Source organism: Ramlibacter sp. MAHUQ-53 (assembly GCF_052600055.1).
This window is the reverse complement of the sequence record NZ_JBQWTS010000009.1, coordinates 88,019-103,088: the sequence shown is the minus strand read 5'-3', so window position 1 is coordinate 103,088 and position 15,070 is coordinate 88,019. Positions and strand designations below refer to the sequence as shown.

Genomic DNA, 15,070 nt, shown 5'->3' with positions numbered 1-15,070 from the left:
GCCCGCGCATGGCCGCCATATGGCGGGCCTTATCGGACCGGGGCGCCGGCCGGCCTAACCTGATAAGCGGCGCGAATGACGCCATACTGACCCACATGGAATCCAAGACCATCCGATTCTTCCGCCGCGGCGAGCTGGTGACGCTGGCCAATGTACCACCCGACCGCACCCTGCTCGAGGTGCTGCGCGAGGACCTCGGCGACACCGGCACCAAGGAGGGCTGCGGGGAGGGCGACTGCGGCGCCTGCACCGTGGTCCTGGCCGAGGCCCAGGACGGCGCGCTGCGCTGGCGCGCCATCAACAGCTGCATCCGCCTGGCCCACTCGGTCGACGGCCTGGCGCTGTGGACCGTGGAGGACCTGGCCGCCGACGACGGCACCCTGCACCCGGCCCAGGAGGCGGTGGTGCAGTGCCACGGCTCGCAATGCGGCTTCTGCACCCCAGGCTTCGTGATGAGCCTGTTCGGCATGTACCAGAACCAGGTCTGCCAGGGCCGGGCCATCACCCGCGAGCAGGCCCAGGCCGACCTCTCGGGCAACCTGTGCCGCTGCACCGGCTACCGTCCCCTGCTCGAAGCCGCGCAGCGCATGGCCGACCTGCCGGCGGTGAAGGTGGACGAGGCGGCGCTCCTCGCGCAGCTGCAGTCCCTCGCGCCGCAGGCCGGCGAGGGCACGGCCTACCTGGCCCCCACCACCCTGCCCGCCCTGCTGGCCGCGCGCGCGGCGCACCCGCAGGCCCAGCTGGTGGCCGGCTGCACCGACGCCGGCCTGTGGATCACCAAGATGCACCGCCGCTTCGGCCAGGTGCTCGACGTCACCCGCGTCGCCGAGCTGCGGCGCGTGCAGGCCACGCCGCAGGGCCTGTCCATCGGCGCCGCGGTGACGCTGCAGGACGCCTATGCCGCCCTCGCCGCGCAGCGCCCGCAGCTGCAGGCCTTCGCCGAGCGCTTCGCCGGCCTGCCGGTGCGCAACTCGGGCACGCTGGGCGGCAACGTCGCCAACGGCTCCCCCATCGGCGACTCCATGCCCCTGCTGATCGCGCTGGGCGCGCGCCTCGTGCTGGCCAGCGCGCGCGGCGAGCGCGCGATGCCGCTGGAGGACTTCTACACCGGCTACCGCCAGACGCAGCTGGCGGCCGACGAGGTCGTCGCGCGCATCGAGGTGCCGGCGCCGGCGCCGGGCGAGTTCCTGCGCGCCTACAAGGTCTCCAAGCGCTGGGACGACGACATCTCCGCGGTGTGCCTGACCGTGAACCTCACGCTCGAGGGCGGCGCGGTGACGGCCGCGCGCATCGGCGCCGGCGGCGTGGCCGCCACGCCCGCGCGCGCCCGCAGCGCCGAGGCCGCCCTGGCGGGGCGGCCCTGGACCGAGGCCGCCGCGCAGGCCGCGGCCGACGCCCTGCGCGCCGAGTTCCAGCCCATTTCCGACATGCGCGCCTCGTCCGCCTACCGGCGCGAGGTCCTGGGCAACCTGCTGCGTCGCTTCTGGCTGGAGAGCCAGGGCGTCGCCGGGGTCAGCCTGGAGCGCTTCAGCCTCGAGGAGGTGCAGCCGTGAACGCCCCCGAGAAAGACCTGTCCCTGGCGGTCGCCGCGCCCGCCACGGGCAGCCCGCGCATCCACGAGAGCGCCCGCGCCCAGGTGGCCGGCGCCGCCGCCTACATCGACGACCTTCCCGAGGTGCGGGGCACCCTGCATGCCGCCCCCATCCTCTCGCCCGTGGCCCACGGCCGCCTGCGCGGGGTCGACACGGCCGCGGCGCTGGCCCTGCCCGGCGTGCGCGGCGTGGTGCTGGCCGCCGACATCCCGGGCGACCCGGTGCTGGCCGCCTTCGCGCACGACGAGCCGGTCTTCGCCCGTGACACCGTGCAGCACGTGGGCCAGGTGATCGGCCTGGTCGTGGCCGACAGCGTGATGGCCGCGCGCCGCGCCGCGCGCGCGGTGACGCCCGACATCGAGCCCCTGCCCGCCGTCCTCGACGTACGCGCGGCCCACGCGGCACGCAGCTACGTGCTGCCGCCGGTGGTGGTGCGCCGCGGCGAGCCCGAGCAGGCCATGGCCGCCTCGCGGCACCGCCTCGCCGGCTCGCTCGACGTGGGCGGCCAGGAGCATTTCTACCTGGAGGGCCAGGTGGCCTACGTCCTGCCCCGCGAGCAGGGCCAGTGGCTGGTGCATTCCTCGACCCAGCACCCGGGCGAGGTGCAGCACTGGGTGGCCCATGCCCTGGGCCTGGACAGCAACGCGGTCACGGTGGAATGCCGCCGCATGGGCGGCGGCTTCGGCGGCAAGGAGACCCAGGCCGGGCACCTCGCGGTGTGGGCGGCGGTGGCCGCGCACAAGCTGCGCCGCCCGGTCAAGCTGCGGCTGGACCGCGACGACGACTTCCTGGTCACCGGCAAGCGCCACCCCTTCGCCATCGACTGGGAGGCGGGCTTCGACGACACCGGCCGGATCACCGCGCTGAAGGTCACCCAGCTGGCCAACTGCGGCTTCTCGGCCGACCTCTCCGGCCCGGTGGCCGACCGCGCCATCTTCCACACCGACAACGCCTACTACCTGTCGGACGTGGAGATCGCCTCCTACCGCTGCAAGACCCACCTCCAGAGCTTCACCGCCTTCCGCGGCTTCGGCGGCCCGCAGGGCGTGATCGCGATCGAGGCCATCGTCGGCGAGATCGCGCGCCACCTCGGGCTGGACCCGCTGGGGGTGCGCCAGCGCAATTTCTACGGCGTCGAGGACCGCCACACCACGCACTACCAGATGAAGGTGGAGGACAACATCCTGCACCCGCTGGTGGAGACGCTGGCGCGCACCTCGCGCTACGCGCAGCGCCGTGAAGCCATCGCCGCCTGGAACGCGGCCAGCCCGGTGATACGGCGCGGCATCGCGATCACGCCGGTGAAGTTCGGCATCAGCTTCACCGCCACCCTGTTCAACCAGGCCGGCGCGCTGGTCAACGTGTTCACCGACGGCAGCGTGCAGCTCAATCACGGCGGCACCGAGATGGGCCAGGGCCTGCACACCAAGATCATGCAGGTGGTGGCCGACGAACTGGGCGTGCCGTTCGAGCGGGTGCTGTGCACCGCCACCGAGACCGGCAAGGTGCCCAACGCCTCGGCCACCGCGGCCTCCAGCGGCACCGACCTGAACGGGCGGGCCGCGCAGTTCGCCGCGCGCAACATCCGCGACAACCTGGCGGCCTTCGTCGCCGGCCTGGACGGCTGCGGCGCGGGCGCGGTGAGCTTCCGCGGCGGGCAGGTCATCACCCCGTCCGGCACGCGCGCCTTCGACGAGGTGGTGAAGCTGGCCTACGCCAACCGCATCCAGCTGTGGTCCGACGGCTTCTACCGCACGCCCAAGATCCACTACGACAAGGCCACCCTCACCGGCCGGCCGTTCTACTACTTCAGCTACGGCGCGGCCTGCAGCGAGGTGGCCATCGACACCCTGACCGGCGAGACGCGGCTGCTGGCGGTGGACATCCTCCATGACGTCGGCACCTCCATCAACCCGGCGATCGACCTCGGCCAGGTGGAGGGCGGCTTCATCCAGGGCGTGGGCTGGCTCACCAGCGAGGAACTGGTCTGGAACGACCGCGGACGGCTGGCGACGCACGCGCCCAGCACCTACAAGATTCCCGCCACCGGCGACCTGCCGGCGCGCCTGCGGGTCGACTTCTGGCCCGAGCCGAACCGCGAGGACAACGTGGGCGGCAGCAAGGCGGTGGGCGAGCCGCCCTTCATGCTCGGCATCAGCGCCTGGGAGGCGATCCGCGAGGCGATCGCCTCGGTCGCGGGCCCGTCGGGCGCGGCGAAGCTGGCGGCGCCGGCGACGCCGGAGAACGTGCTGCGCGCGCTCGGCCGCCTGGGCTGACCGGCGAGGCCCCTGGCCTGCCGGCCTGGCCAGGCCGCTTCCTAGAATCCGCCCGCTTCGCGCCGGAGGGACCGGCGCCCAGGGGGAGGAGCCATGTCGCCATCCGTCACCGCCGGCCCGCGCGCCGGCGGCTTCACGCTGCTGGAACTGCTGGTGGTCGTGGCCATCATCGGGCTGCTGGCGGCCTATGCCGGCCCGCGCTTCTTCGGCCAGATCGCCAAGTCCGAGCAGGCCGCCGCGCGGGCCCAGGTCGAGGGCTTCCACCGGGCCCTGGCCGCCTACCGGCTGGACACGGGCGCCTTCCCCACCACCGAGGAAGGCCTGGCCGCCCTGGTCACCGCCCCGGCCGGCGCCGCCACCTGGCGCGGCCCCTACCTGAGCAAGGCCGTGCCACCCGACCCCTGGGGCCACCCCTACGTCTACCGGTCCCCGGGCACGCTGGGCGAGTACGAGCTGTTCTCCCAGGGCAGGGACGGCCAGCCCGGCGGCACCGGCGAGGCGGCCGACATCGGGCGCGAATGAGGCCGCGCGATGCAGTTCGTCGTCCGCGCCCTCGACGCCTCGCAGCAGGTGGGCGAGCTGCGCCTGGAGGCCCTCGACGCGGCGGACGCCTGCGCCCAGGCCCGGGCGCGCGGCCTCACGCCGCTGTCGGTGCGGGCGCGGCGCCTGTCCGGCCGCGGCCCGCGCTTCGCCCTGCTGCTGTTCGCGCAGGAACTGCTGGCGCTGCTGGAGGCCGGCCTCGCCGTGGTGGAGGCCATCGACGCCCTCGTCGAGAAGGAGCCGGCCGGCCACCGCCGCGCCATCCTCGAGCGCCTGGGCGGCCACCTGCGCGAAGGCTGGGGCCTGTCGCAGGCGCTGCGCCGGCAAGGCGCGGTCTTCCCGTCCCTGTTCTGCGGGCTGGTGGCCTCGGCCGAGGGCACCAGCGACCTGCCCCAGGCGCTGGCGCGCTACGTGGCCTACGAGTCCCGCCTCACCACCCTGCGTGACAAGGTGGTGAGCGCCGCGGTCTACCCCGCCATCCTGCTGGCAGTCGGCGCCTGCGTGGGGCTGTTCCTGCTGGCCTACGTGGTTCCGCGTTTCGCCGCGGTCTACGCCGGCGCGGGCCGTGAGCTGCCCTGGGCCTCGCAGCTGCTGATGGACTGGGGCCGCTTCGCCGGCCGGCACGCGCTGGCCCTGGGCGGCGGCCTCGCGCTGGCGCTGGCCGCCGCCGCCCTGGCCCTCCTGCGGCTGCGACGCCACGGCGGCTGGTGGCGGCTGCTGGCGGCCCTGCCCGGCGCGCGCGGGCGGCTGGCGACACTGGAGCTCGCGCGCCTGTGCCTCACCCTGGGCCTGCTGGTCGAGGGCGGCATCCCGGTCGTGAGCGCGCTGCAGCTCGGCGCCGACGCGGTCGGCCCCGCCACCCGCGAGCGCCTGCGCGCGGTGCAGGGCGAGGTGCTGGCCGGGCAGCCGCTGTCGCAGGCCCTGGCGCACCAGGGCCTGGGCTCGCCGGTGGCCCTGCGGCTGCTGCGCGTCGGCGAGCGCTCGGGACGCCTGGGCGACATGCTCTCGCGCGCGGCGGCCTTCCACGACGGCGAGGCCACGCGCTGGATCGAGCGCTTCGCCCGGGCCTTCGAGCCGGCGCTCATGGCCGCCATCGGCCTGGTGATCGGCCTCATCGTCGTGCTGCTGTACATGCCGGTGTTCGAGCTGGCCGGGAGCCTGCAGTGAACGCGGGCCAGTGGACGGCGCTGCGCGCGGCCTGCGGGCAGGGCCAGGAGCCCGTCGCGGCGCTGGCCGGCCTGCTCCGGTGTACGCCGCGCGAGGCGGCGCAGGCCCTGGCGCAGGACCTCGGCCTGGAATGCTGGGACACCGCGCGCATGGCCCGCCACGCCCCGCTGCCGGGCGGGCTGTCCCTGCCCCGCGCCCAGGCGCTGCGCGCGGTGCTGCTCGAGGGCGAGGCGGGCGAGGGCATCGGCGTGCTGCACGACCCGCTCGATCCCGACCTGCGCACCCTGCTGGCCCACGCGGCGGGCCGGCCGGTGCGCTGGGTGCTGGCCACGCCGGAGGACATCCACGCCTTCCTCGGCCAGCAGGAGGCCCGCCAGCGCGCACTGGACGCGGTGGACGCGGCGGATCCCGGCGCGGCCGAGGGTGCCGGCGCCAGCCCCGGCATCGAGCAGCTGTCGATCGCCCGCGTCGCCGACGCGGCGAGTCCCGCGGTGCGCCTGGTCAACTCCACCCTCTACGACGCGCTGCGCGCCGGCGCCAGCGACGTCCACCTGGAGGCCACGCCCGCCGGCCTCGCCGTGAAGTACCGCATCGACGGCGTCCTCGACACCGCCGCCCAGGTGCCCGGCGTGGCGCTGGCCGAACAGGCGCTGTCCCGCCTGAAGGTGCTCGCCGAGCTGGACATCGCCGAGCGCCGCGTGCCGCAGGACGGCAGCTTCCGCGTCAGCGCCCAGGGCCGCGAGGTCGACCTGCGCGTCTCCATCATCCCGGGCGTGCACGGCGAGGACGCGGTGATCCGCATCCTGGACAAGCAGGCCATGGTCGAGGCCCACGGCCGGCTCACGCTCGACGCGCTGGGGTTCGACGCGCCCCTGGTCGCCAGCCTGCGCGAGCTGATGGAGGCGGCCTGGGGCATGGTCCTGGTGACCGGTCCTACCGGCTCGGGCAAGACCACCACGCTCTACGCCGCGCTGGCCGAGGCCCACACCGGCCGCGACAAGGTCATCACCATCGAGGACCCGGTCGAGTACCAGCTGCCCGGCGTGCTGCAGATCCGCGTGAACGAGAAGAAGGGCCTGAGCTTCGCGCGCGGCCTGCGCGCCATCCTGCGGCACGACCCGGACAAGATCATGGTCGGCGAGATCCGCGACCGCGAGACCGCCGAGATCGCGGTGCAGTCGGCCCTCACCGGCCACCTGGTGCTCACCACGGTGCATGCCAACAACGCGTTCGACGTCTTCAGCCGCTTCACGCACATGGGGCTGGACGCTCATGCCCTGGCCTCCGCCCTCAACGGCGTGTGGGCGCAGCGCCTGGTGCGCCTGGTGTGCCCGCGCTGCAGCCAGCCCGCGCGGCCGGCGCCCCGGGAGCTGGAGCGCCTGGGCCTCGCCCCGGCGGACATGGACGGCTTCGACCTGCGCCACGGCGCGGGCTGCGGCGACTGCCGCGGCACCGGCTACAAGGGGCGGCAGGCCGTGGCCGAACTCCTGCGCCTGGACGACGAGCTGCGCGAGCTGATCGTGGCCCGAGCGCCGACGCGCCGGCTGCGCGACGCCGCGCAGCGCAAGGGCCAGCGCAGCCTCACGCAGGCGGCGCTGGCCGTGGCCCGAGCGGGCCGAACCACCCTGGAGGAAGCACGCCGTGCCACCGTCGCTGCATGACTGGCGGCCGAAGCCGCGCGGGCACCGCCTCGTCGTCGGCCTCGATGCCCGGGGCGCCGCCTGGCAGGCGCCGGGCGAGGCGCAGGTGCGCACCGGCGACCACGCCGGCCTCGGCGCGGCGCTGGCGGCCCTGTCGGCCATGCCGGGGGCGACGGTGGCGTCGGTGCAACTGGTGGCCGGCGCGGACATCGCCGTGCACTGGGTGCTCGCGCCGCCCGCGGTCGCCCACCTCGCCGAGCTGCGCCAGGTCGCGCAGGCCCGCTGCGCCGGCCTCTTCGGCGGCAGCGCCGCATCCTGGCGCGTGACCGGGGACTGGAGCGCGCAGCACCCGTTCGCCTGCGCCGGCCTCGACGCCACCCGGGCCGCCGCCGTGGAGCGGTCGCTCGCCCCCCTGCGGGTCCCGGTGCACTGGCAGACCGCCTGGGGCCTGCTCGCGCGCCACGCCGCCCACGCCTTCCCCGCGGACGGCTGGAGCGTCCTGCGCAGCCCGAGCCGGCTGCTGGTGTGGCAGTGCCGCGCCGGCCGGCCCCACACGCTCACTGGCCTGCCCGCCGCGCCCGGGGCCTCGCCCGAGGCGCTGGCGGCGCAGGCCTGGGGCCATGTCCGCCTGGAATCGGCACGGGTCCCGCCGGGCGAGGCCGGCCCGGGGCCGCTGCACTGGCTGGACCTGTGCACCGGGCAGGCACCGCAGGCCGAGGGCATCGTCCAGGCGGCCGTTCCCGGCACGGCGGCGGCGGGGGTGGTGGACGAAGCCGGCGCGGCGCTGGCCCTGGCCCGCCGCCTGCAGGGCTCACGCCGGTGAGGTGACACAATGCCGCGCCTGCCGCTGAAACACCCACCCTCCGCTACACCCGGCGCACCCGGCGCACCCACCGCACCCACCGCACCCACCGCACCCACCGCACCCGGCACCCACGGCGCCCCGGGCGCCCCGGGCGCTCGCATGCGCCCGGTGGACCTGCGCTTCGGGGAGCGCCCGCCGCGCCGGCGCGAGGCGCTGGCCGTGGCGCTGGCTGCAGCCCTCTTCACGTGGTCCGCCGGCGAGGCCTGGATGCTGCGGGACCGCCTGCGGGCGGCCCGCGAGGCCCTCGCCGAGGCCGCGCCCCGGCCAGCGGCGGCGCCCGGCCGAAGCCCCGCCGCCGCACCCCTGGGCCGGCAGGCCGCCGAGGCCTGGAGCCGCGCCCTGCGCCCGCTGAACACGCCCTGGCCCACCCTGCTCGACGCGCTGCAGCGGCTGGCGCCGGCCAACGTCGCCCTGGTGGGCATCGAGCCCGATGGCGCGCAGGCCCTCGTGCGCCTGCAGGCCGAGGCCCGCTCCCTCGACGCCCTGCTGGCCTACGCCGGCGCCCTGCGCGCGGCGCCCGGCTTCGGCGAGGTCACGCTGGTACGCCACGAGACCCGCGAGCAGGAGCCGCAGCGGCCGGTGCGCCTGACGCTGGACGTGGCCCTGCGCCCCGGGGCCGCCCGATGACGCGGCTCGTGCGGCCATCGCGTCCGCTGCGCCCTTGGCGCGCCCCGCGCCCGTTGCTGCAGGCGTGGCGCACCCGGGCCCAGGTCGCACTCTGGCGGTACGGGCCAGCCTGGCCACTCGCGGCGCTCCTGGTGGCTGCCGCGTTGCTGCTGCAGTGGCAGGTCCTGCCCCCGGGGCAGGCGGCCCTGGCCGAGGCCGAGGCCCAGGCCCGCCGGGACCACGCGATCCGCCTCGCCCGGAGGCCCGCCGCCGGGCACCTGCCACCCCAGGAGGCCAGCGGTCCGCAGGACCTGCAGGCGCTGCTCGCCGCCGCGCCCGAGCCGCAGGCCCAGTTGCGGACCCTCGCCGCCCGGGCCGAGGCGGCCCAGGTGCAGCTGGCGCGCGCCGACTACCAGCGCCGCGCCGTGCCGGGCGTGCCGCTGGTGCAGTGGCAGGTCTCCCAGCCGGTGCGTGCCCGTTACCCGCAGCTGCGCGAGTACATCGAGGCGGTGCTGCGCGCGCTGCCCACCGCCAGCCTGGACCAGGTCTCGATGCGCCGCGAGTCGGTCGGCGCCGACGAACTCGAGGCCCGCCTGCGCTGGTCCCTCTGGCTGCCCGGCCCGGTCGCCGCCCTCGTGCCGCGGCAGGTGCTGCTGCCCGCGGCGGATGCCCCCGCGCCGCGCGACCTCTTCGCCGCCCGCAGCTGGGCCCCGCCGCCCACGCCCCTGCCGGTGGCGGCGCCCGCCGCGCCCGCCGCCCCGCCCCTGCCCTTCGCCTTCCTGGGCAAGAAGCTGGAGGACGGCCGCTGGGAGGTCTTCGTGCTGCGCGACGAGCGCACCCTGGTGCTGCGCGAGGGCGAAGTGGTGGACGGCCAGTGGCGCGTCGATCGCATCGCGCCGCCGCAGCTCGCCCTCACCTACCTGCCGCTGGGGCAGGCCCAGTCACTGACCATCGGAGACGACCGCTGATGCACCTTCCGCCCCTGCCTCGGGCGCGCGCAGCCCTGGCGTGCCGCGCCGCGGCCCTCGCCGCTGCCGCCCTGCTCGCGGGATGCGCCGCCGACCAGGCCTTCCGCGAGGGCCGCGACCTGGTGCGCCAGGGCCGCCCGCGCGAGGCCCTGCCCCACCTCGAGCAGGCGGCGCGGCTGGAGCCGCGGTCCGTCCCCTACCGCGCCACGCTGCTGCAGGCCCGCGAGCGCATCGCCCAGGAGGAGCGGCTGGCCGCCGAGCGCACCCGCGCCCAGGCCCGCCAGCGCGAGGCCGACGCCTGGCTCGCCCGGGCCGACGCCGCCGCGGCGCCCGCGGGCCCGCCCGCGGCCCTGGCCGAGGCCTACCGCAAGCCGATCACCCTCGAGTTCCGGGAGGCACCCCTGCGCAGCGTGTTCGACCTCATCGCCCGCACCTCGGGCCTGAACTTCCTGTTCGACCGCGACGTCCGCACCGACCAGAAGGCCTCCCTCTTCCTGCGCAATTCGACCATCGAGCAGGCCGTCTCCCTGCTGCTCCTGACCCACCAGCTGGAGCAGCGCGTGCTCGACGCCAACACCGTCCTGGTCTACCCGAACACGCCGGCCAAGCAGAAGGACTACCAGCCCCTGGTGGTGCGCAGCTTCTACCTCGCGCATGCCGAGGCCAAGACCGTGGGCAACACGCTCAAGTCGCTGCTGAAGTCGCGCGACGTGGTCGTCGACGACAAGCTGAACCTGCTGATCGTGCGAGACAGCGCGCCGGCCATCAGGCTGGCGGAAAAGCTCGTGGCGCTGCACGACGTGCCCGAGCCGGAGGTGATGCTCGAAGTCGAGATCCTGGAGGTCAAGCGTTCGCGCCTGGTGGACCTCGGCGTGCGCTGGCCCGACCAGCTGGGCCTCGCTCCCCTGGCCGGCACGCCCGGCGCCCCGCTCACGCTCGACGACCTGCGCCACCTCCAGGGCGGGCGCATCGGCGCGACGGTGGGTGCCACCACGATCGTGGCGCGCGGCACCGAGGCCGACGCGAACCTCCTCGCGAACCCGCGCATCCGCGCCCGCAACCGCGAGAAGGCCAAGGTCCTGATCGGCGAGCGGGTGCCGAACATCACCACCACGTCCACCGCCACCGGCTTCATCTCGGAGTCGGTCACCTACGTGGACGTGGGCCTCAAGCTCGACGTCGAGCCCACCGTCTACCCCGACGGCGAGGTGGCGATCAAGGTGGCCCTGGAGGTGAGCAGCATCATCGGCCAGCTCCTGACCAAGTCCGGCTCGCTCGCCTACCAGATCGGCACGCGCACCGCGCAGACCGTGCTGCGCCTGAGGGACGGCGAGAACCAGGTGCTCGCCGGCCTGATCAACGACGAGGACCGCCGCAGCGCCAGCAAGGTGCCGGGCCTGGGCGACATCCCCCTGCTCGGGCGCCTCTTCGGCAGCCAGTCCGACGACCGCAGCAAGACCGAGATCGTGCTGTCCATCACGCCGCGCGTGGTGCGCAACGTGCGGCAGCCGGGGCCGGGGCTGCTCGAGTTCGACACCGGCACGGAGACGAGCCTGGCCGCCACGCCGCTCGCCGCGGCGGCAGCCCCGCGGCTGCCCGCCCCGGCCGCCGCGCAGGCAGCTGCGGCCACGGCCACGGCCACGCCGACGCCCGCCGGCTCGCGCGACGAGCCCGCCGACCCCGCAGGCCGGGCCCCGGCCGCCGCCGGCGCCACCCTGGCCTGGGAGGGCCCGCCGAACGCCCGGGCGGGCGACCTGGTCACGCTGAAGCTGCTGGCCCGCGCCGAGGCCCCGGTCGCCAGCCTGCCGGTCACGCTGGGGTTCGACCCGCGGGTGCTGCAAGTGGTGGCCGTCACCGCGGGCGACTTCCTGCGCCAGGGCGGTACCGCCTCGGGGTTCACCAGCCGGGTCGACCCGGCGGGGCAGGTCCACCTGGGCGGAGCCAGCACCGTGCCGCCGGGTCCGGATGCGCCCGCACCCGGCGTGCTGGCCAGCGTGCAGTGGCGGGTGCTCAGCGCCGCTGGCGGGACCACGCGGGTCCAGGTGCTCAATGCCGCCCCCCTCGGCGCGCAGGCGGCCCCCCTGCTCCCGGGCCTGCCGCCGCCCCACATGCTGCGCCTGGACGCGCCGGCGCCTTGAAGACCAGCCCATGGCGCGCGGATTCACCCTCGTCGAACTGCTGGTCACGCTGGCCATCCTGGCGGTGCTGGCACTGCAGGTCGTGCCGCTCGCGCAGGTGCAGGTGCAGCGCACCCGCGAGCAGGAGCTGCGCCTCGCGCTGCGCGAGCTCCGGGCCGCCCTCGACGCCTACAAGCGCGCCAGCGACGAGGGCCGCATCCGCCGCGACATCGGCAGCAGCGGCTACCCGCCGAGCCTGCAGGCGCTGGCCGACGGCGTCGAGGACCAGCGCGACCCGAAGCGGCGCACGCTCCACTTCCTGCGCCGCGTTCCCCGCGACCCGTTCCACGACGACCCGTCGGTGGACGCCGCCGCCACCTGGGCGCTGCGCGCCTACGCCAGCGATCCGGACGACCCGCAGCCGGGCGACGACGTCTACGACGTGCGCACCCGCTCGCGCCTGACCGGCCTCAACGGCGTGCCGCTGGCGCAGTGGTGAGGGGGCGCAGGATGGCGAGCCGACGCCGCGGACTCACCCTCATCGAGCTGCTGGTGGTGCTGGCCATCATCGGCACGCTGGCGGCCCTGGTGGCGCCCCGCTACTGGGGGCAGGTCGATGCGGCCCGGGAGGCCGTGCTGCGCGACAACCTGCGCGGCACGCGCGAGGTGATCGACCGGTTTTACGGCGACACCGGCCGCTACCCCGACTCGCTGCAGGAGCTGGTGGACCGGCGCTACCTGCGCAGCCTGCCGGTGGACCCTGTCACCGGCAGCGCCACGGGCTGGACCCTGGTGCCGCCCCCGGACGGCCTCGACGGCGAGGTGTACGACCTGCGCAGCAGCGCGCCCGGCGCGGGCCGCGACGGGAGACCCTATGCCGAGTGGTAGGCCGGGTGACAGGCCGCGCCGGCGGCCCCATGGCCTGGCCTACCTGTTCCTGCTCCTGGCCATTGCCGTGCTCTCGGTCGCCGCGAGTGCGGGTCTGCAACTGGGCGCGACCGCGATGCGACGGGACGCGGAGCAGCAGCTCCTCACGGTCGGCGCGGAGTTCGAGCGGGCCCTGCGCAGCTATGCAGGCGTTGCCGCGGCGGGGCCGGCCCCCGCGGGCGCGCGAGGTCCCCGCAGCCTCGGGGAGCTGCTGCGGGACCCGCGCGCACCGGGGATCCGGCGGCACCTGCGGCAGGTCTACGCGGACCCGCTGACCGGGCGTCCTGACTGGGGCCTGGAGCGCGACGCGCAGGGCTTCATCGTGGCGGTCTACAGCCTCGCGCCGGGACGGCCGATCTGCAGCGAGGCGCCGGATGGCGAAGAGGCCCAGAGCTACCGGGAATGGCGGTTCGGGCTGCGCCTCGCGAGGGCGCCGGGATCACGCGCGCCCGAAATGGGACGGGCGGAAAAATGAAATGCCCCAACGGCCTGCGCGATTCCCCGGGGTCGGCCGTCCAATCGCGCTTCGACGCGACACGACCTCGCACGCAAACGACTTCCGAACAGAGGGGACGCCATGGCGAAGCGCCGGAACCTGTGGATCATCTGGGCACTGTGGGCCGGCTGCGCGGGAGCGCAACGGCGGGAATCCGATCGAGGTCCATCGGCGGTATGACGGCGCCCGGCTGCGCGAGCGGATCTGGGGACGCAGGGGTCTTGCATCGACGCGACAAGAGCGTTGAATACGACTTCGCCCGGCGACGTTTCAGCATCGGCTGCGCTGATGCACGACCTGACCCTCGCCCCTCCCCCGTCAAGACATCCCGATGCGGCGCCAGACGCGCTCGAAGAAGTCGGGCACCGTGACTTTCCAGGCATAGGCGGGCGCCGACAGGTTCCCCCGCAGGTGCCCCTCGGCGCGTCGATCGCCTCCGCGGTAGGCGCGCAACCACCAGCGGATCGCCTCTTCGCGGTCGACCCGCACGCCTTCGCCGCGAGCCAGCATGATCCCCACGTCAGTCATCGAAGAGACGACACCCCGCTGCGCCGCCTCGACGAACCACTGGAACGCCTGGGCCTTGTCCGCGGGCTGGCCGATGCCGAAGAAGTGCAGCCCTCCCATGCAAGCGAAGCCCGCGGGAAGGCCAGCGTCGATTGCGCTTCGGCAGATGGCCTCAGCGCGAGCACGGTCCGGCTTGAACCCGAGGGCGCCCGACGTGACGATCGGCATCAGGCGTTCAAGCGCCCAACTGCTGCCCAGCTCCACCGCGCGCTCCAGGAACGGGACGGCCTCCAAAGGGCGAGGCCCTTGCAAGAGTGCGTAGGCACGTGCATCGAGCGGGCGCACCTCATCCGGACTCAAGACCATGGCACGATCGGAAGCCTGCAGGAGCAGCGCGGGGTCGTTCAATGCAACGGCAACGCCGACCAGCTCGCTCCACCCCCGCGCGTCGTGAGGGTTCAGGCGCACCGCCTCTTCGAGCAGCGGGCGAGCCTGCTGCGGGCTCCCGGCCCGTCCCAGCGCCTCGCCACGTTCGACCAGCAAGGCGGCCTGGAGGAGTGGAATCGCGGGGCTGCGAGGGAAGTCGCGGGTGAACTGGGCGACGAACCGGTCCGGGTCGCCGAGCGGCCCACTCCAGCGCGGAAACAGGAAGCCCAGGTAGACCTGCGGGGTCAAGATGCCTCCGCCCATGTCCATCAGCGCGGCATCGATGTGACGGGCCGCGAGGGCTCTCTCACCGCCGGCCAGCCAGGCCGTGAGAACGCCCGCATGGCACGGGTCGCACTGGGGACCCAGCTTGCGTTGGGCGATCTCGAAGTCCCTGCGGGCGTCGTCCAATAGCTGGTGGAAGCGATCGAAGGATGCTTGCGAAGTCTCGGCAGCGACTTGGGTGCCCCGCGCCTTCCACGCCCTCCAGACGAAGAACCGGCCCCGCACCAGGCGCGACAGGCCGGTGTCCGAGGCGGACACCCACCGATTCAGGGGCGCGGCACTCACCGGGCGGGCGCGCGTGAGCTGGCGCGTCATGTCGTCGAGGGCCGGGTGGACGGTGGGGTCCGTGGCCGACCGCTGGACCAGGGGAGCGAGAAGCGCTTCGATCTCGGCATATCGCCCCTCGGCCAGAAGGCTGTGCAGGCTCATGGTGGCGCCGCCTCCCGCCATGGCCAGGCCGCTGCAGGCGAGCCACCCGATGGCAATCGCCTTGCGAATCAGTCTCTCCACCATGGTTCTCCCTTTGAGTTGCCGCTTCGGCCGACGCCGCAGTCTAGGAAGGGAGATCCGGGCGGCGATCGAAAGAAGCGCAAGCGGCTTGAAGCTTCACGCGAACGGGCGGCGCGGGGATGCGTGCCCCCGAATCTCGCTCTCTGCA

At 74.9% G+C, this 15,070-nt stretch carries 13 protein-coding genes; 12 read left to right on the top strand and 1 reads right to left on the bottom strand.

Annotation, left to right across the window (positions count from 1 at the left end):
- Nucleotides 1-95: 95 nt before the first annotated feature.
- The 12 genes from xdhA to ACT80S_RS14340 all read left to right on the top strand — a co-directional run bounded on the left by xdhA (nt 96) and on the right by ACT80S_RS14340 (nt 13,173).
- Nucleotides 96-1,553, top strand: coding sequence for a xanthine dehydrogenase small subunit (xdhA, locus tag ACT80S_RS14395; protein ID WP_377416946.1), 1,458 nt, complete (start codon nt 96-98; stop codon nt 1,551-1,553).
- Complete coding sequence (gene xdhB / locus ACT80S_RS14390) at nt 1,550-3,868, top strand: xanthine dehydrogenase molybdopterin binding subunit (protein WP_377416944.1); 2,319 nt, start codon at nt 1,550-1,552, stop codon at nt 3,866-3,868. Before xdhA ends, xdhB begins: the two co-directional genes overlap by 4 nt.
- Before the next feature lie 93 nt (nt 3,869-3,961).
- Nucleotides 3,962-4,390, top strand: a complete 429-nt coding sequence (gspG, locus tag ACT80S_RS14385; RefSeq protein WP_377416942.1) for a type II secretion system major pseudopilin GspG — start codon at nt 3,962-3,964, stop codon at nt 4,388-4,390.
- Nucleotides 4,391-4,399: 9 nt separating this feature from the next.
- Complete coding sequence (locus tag ACT80S_RS14380) at nt 4,400-5,575, top strand: type II secretion system F family protein (RefSeq protein ID WP_377416940.1); 1,176 nt, start codon at nt 4,400-4,402, stop codon at nt 5,573-5,575.
- Nucleotides 5,572-7,236: a GspE/PulE family protein gene (locus ACT80S_RS14375; protein ID WP_377416938.1), complete on the top strand. Its 1,665-nt coding sequence runs from the start codon at nt 5,572-5,574 to the stop codon at nt 7,234-7,236. Before ACT80S_RS14380 ends, ACT80S_RS14375 begins: the two co-directional genes overlap by 4 nt.
- Nucleotides 7,217-8,038 (top strand): hypothetical protein, encoded by an 822-nt coding sequence (locus ACT80S_RS14370; RefSeq protein WP_377416936.1) that lies wholly within the window; start codon nt 7,217-7,219, stop codon nt 8,036-8,038. The genes ACT80S_RS14375 and ACT80S_RS14370 overlap by 20 nt, the downstream gene beginning before the upstream one ends.
- A gap of 141 nt (nt 8,039-8,179) precedes the next feature.
- Nucleotides 8,180-8,707: a PilN domain-containing protein gene (locus ACT80S_RS14365; protein WP_377416934.1), complete on the top strand. Its 528-nt coding sequence runs from the start codon at nt 8,180-8,182 to the stop codon at nt 8,705-8,707.
- Between the two features lie 131 nt (nt 8,708-8,838).
- Nucleotides 8,839-9,654, top strand: coding sequence for a hypothetical protein (locus ACT80S_RS14360; protein WP_377416932.1), 816 nt, complete (start codon nt 8,839-8,841; stop codon nt 9,652-9,654).
- The gene (locus ACT80S_RS14355) at nt 9,654-11,792 is read left to right on the top strand and encodes a secretin N-terminal domain-containing protein (RefSeq protein ID WP_377416930.1); all 2,139 of its coding nucleotides are present in this window, start codon (nt 9,654-9,656) and stop codon (nt 11,790-11,792) included. Before ACT80S_RS14360 ends, ACT80S_RS14355 begins: the two co-directional genes overlap by 1 nt.
- A gap of 10 nt (nt 11,793-11,802) precedes the next feature.
- Nucleotides 11,803-12,270: a type II secretion system protein gene (locus ACT80S_RS14350; protein ID WP_377416928.1), complete on the top strand. Its 468-nt coding sequence runs from the start codon at nt 11,803-11,805 to the stop codon at nt 12,268-12,270.
- Nucleotides 12,271-12,281: 11 nt separating this feature from the next.
- A complete protein-coding gene (locus ACT80S_RS14345; RefSeq protein ID WP_377416926.1) occupies nt 12,282-12,659 on the top strand; it encodes a type II secretion system protein in 378 nt (125 codons plus the stop codon).
- Complete coding sequence (locus ACT80S_RS14340) at nt 12,646-13,173, top strand: type II secretion system protein (protein ID WP_377416924.1); 528 nt, start codon at nt 12,646-12,648, stop codon at nt 13,171-13,173. The genes ACT80S_RS14345 and ACT80S_RS14340 overlap by 14 nt, the downstream gene beginning before the upstream one ends.
- A 339-nt stretch (nt 13,174-13,512) precedes the next feature.
- Here the strand turns inward: ACT80S_RS14340 and ACT80S_RS14335 are convergent, their stop codons facing one another.
- Nucleotides 13,513-14,925 carry a tetratricopeptide repeat protein gene (locus ACT80S_RS14335; RefSeq protein WP_377416922.1) on the bottom strand — a complete coding sequence of 471 codons (1,413 nt, stop codon included), beginning with the start codon at nt 14,923-14,925 and terminating at the stop codon, nt 13,513-13,515.
- Between the last annotated feature and the right edge of the window lie 145 nt (nt 14,926-15,070).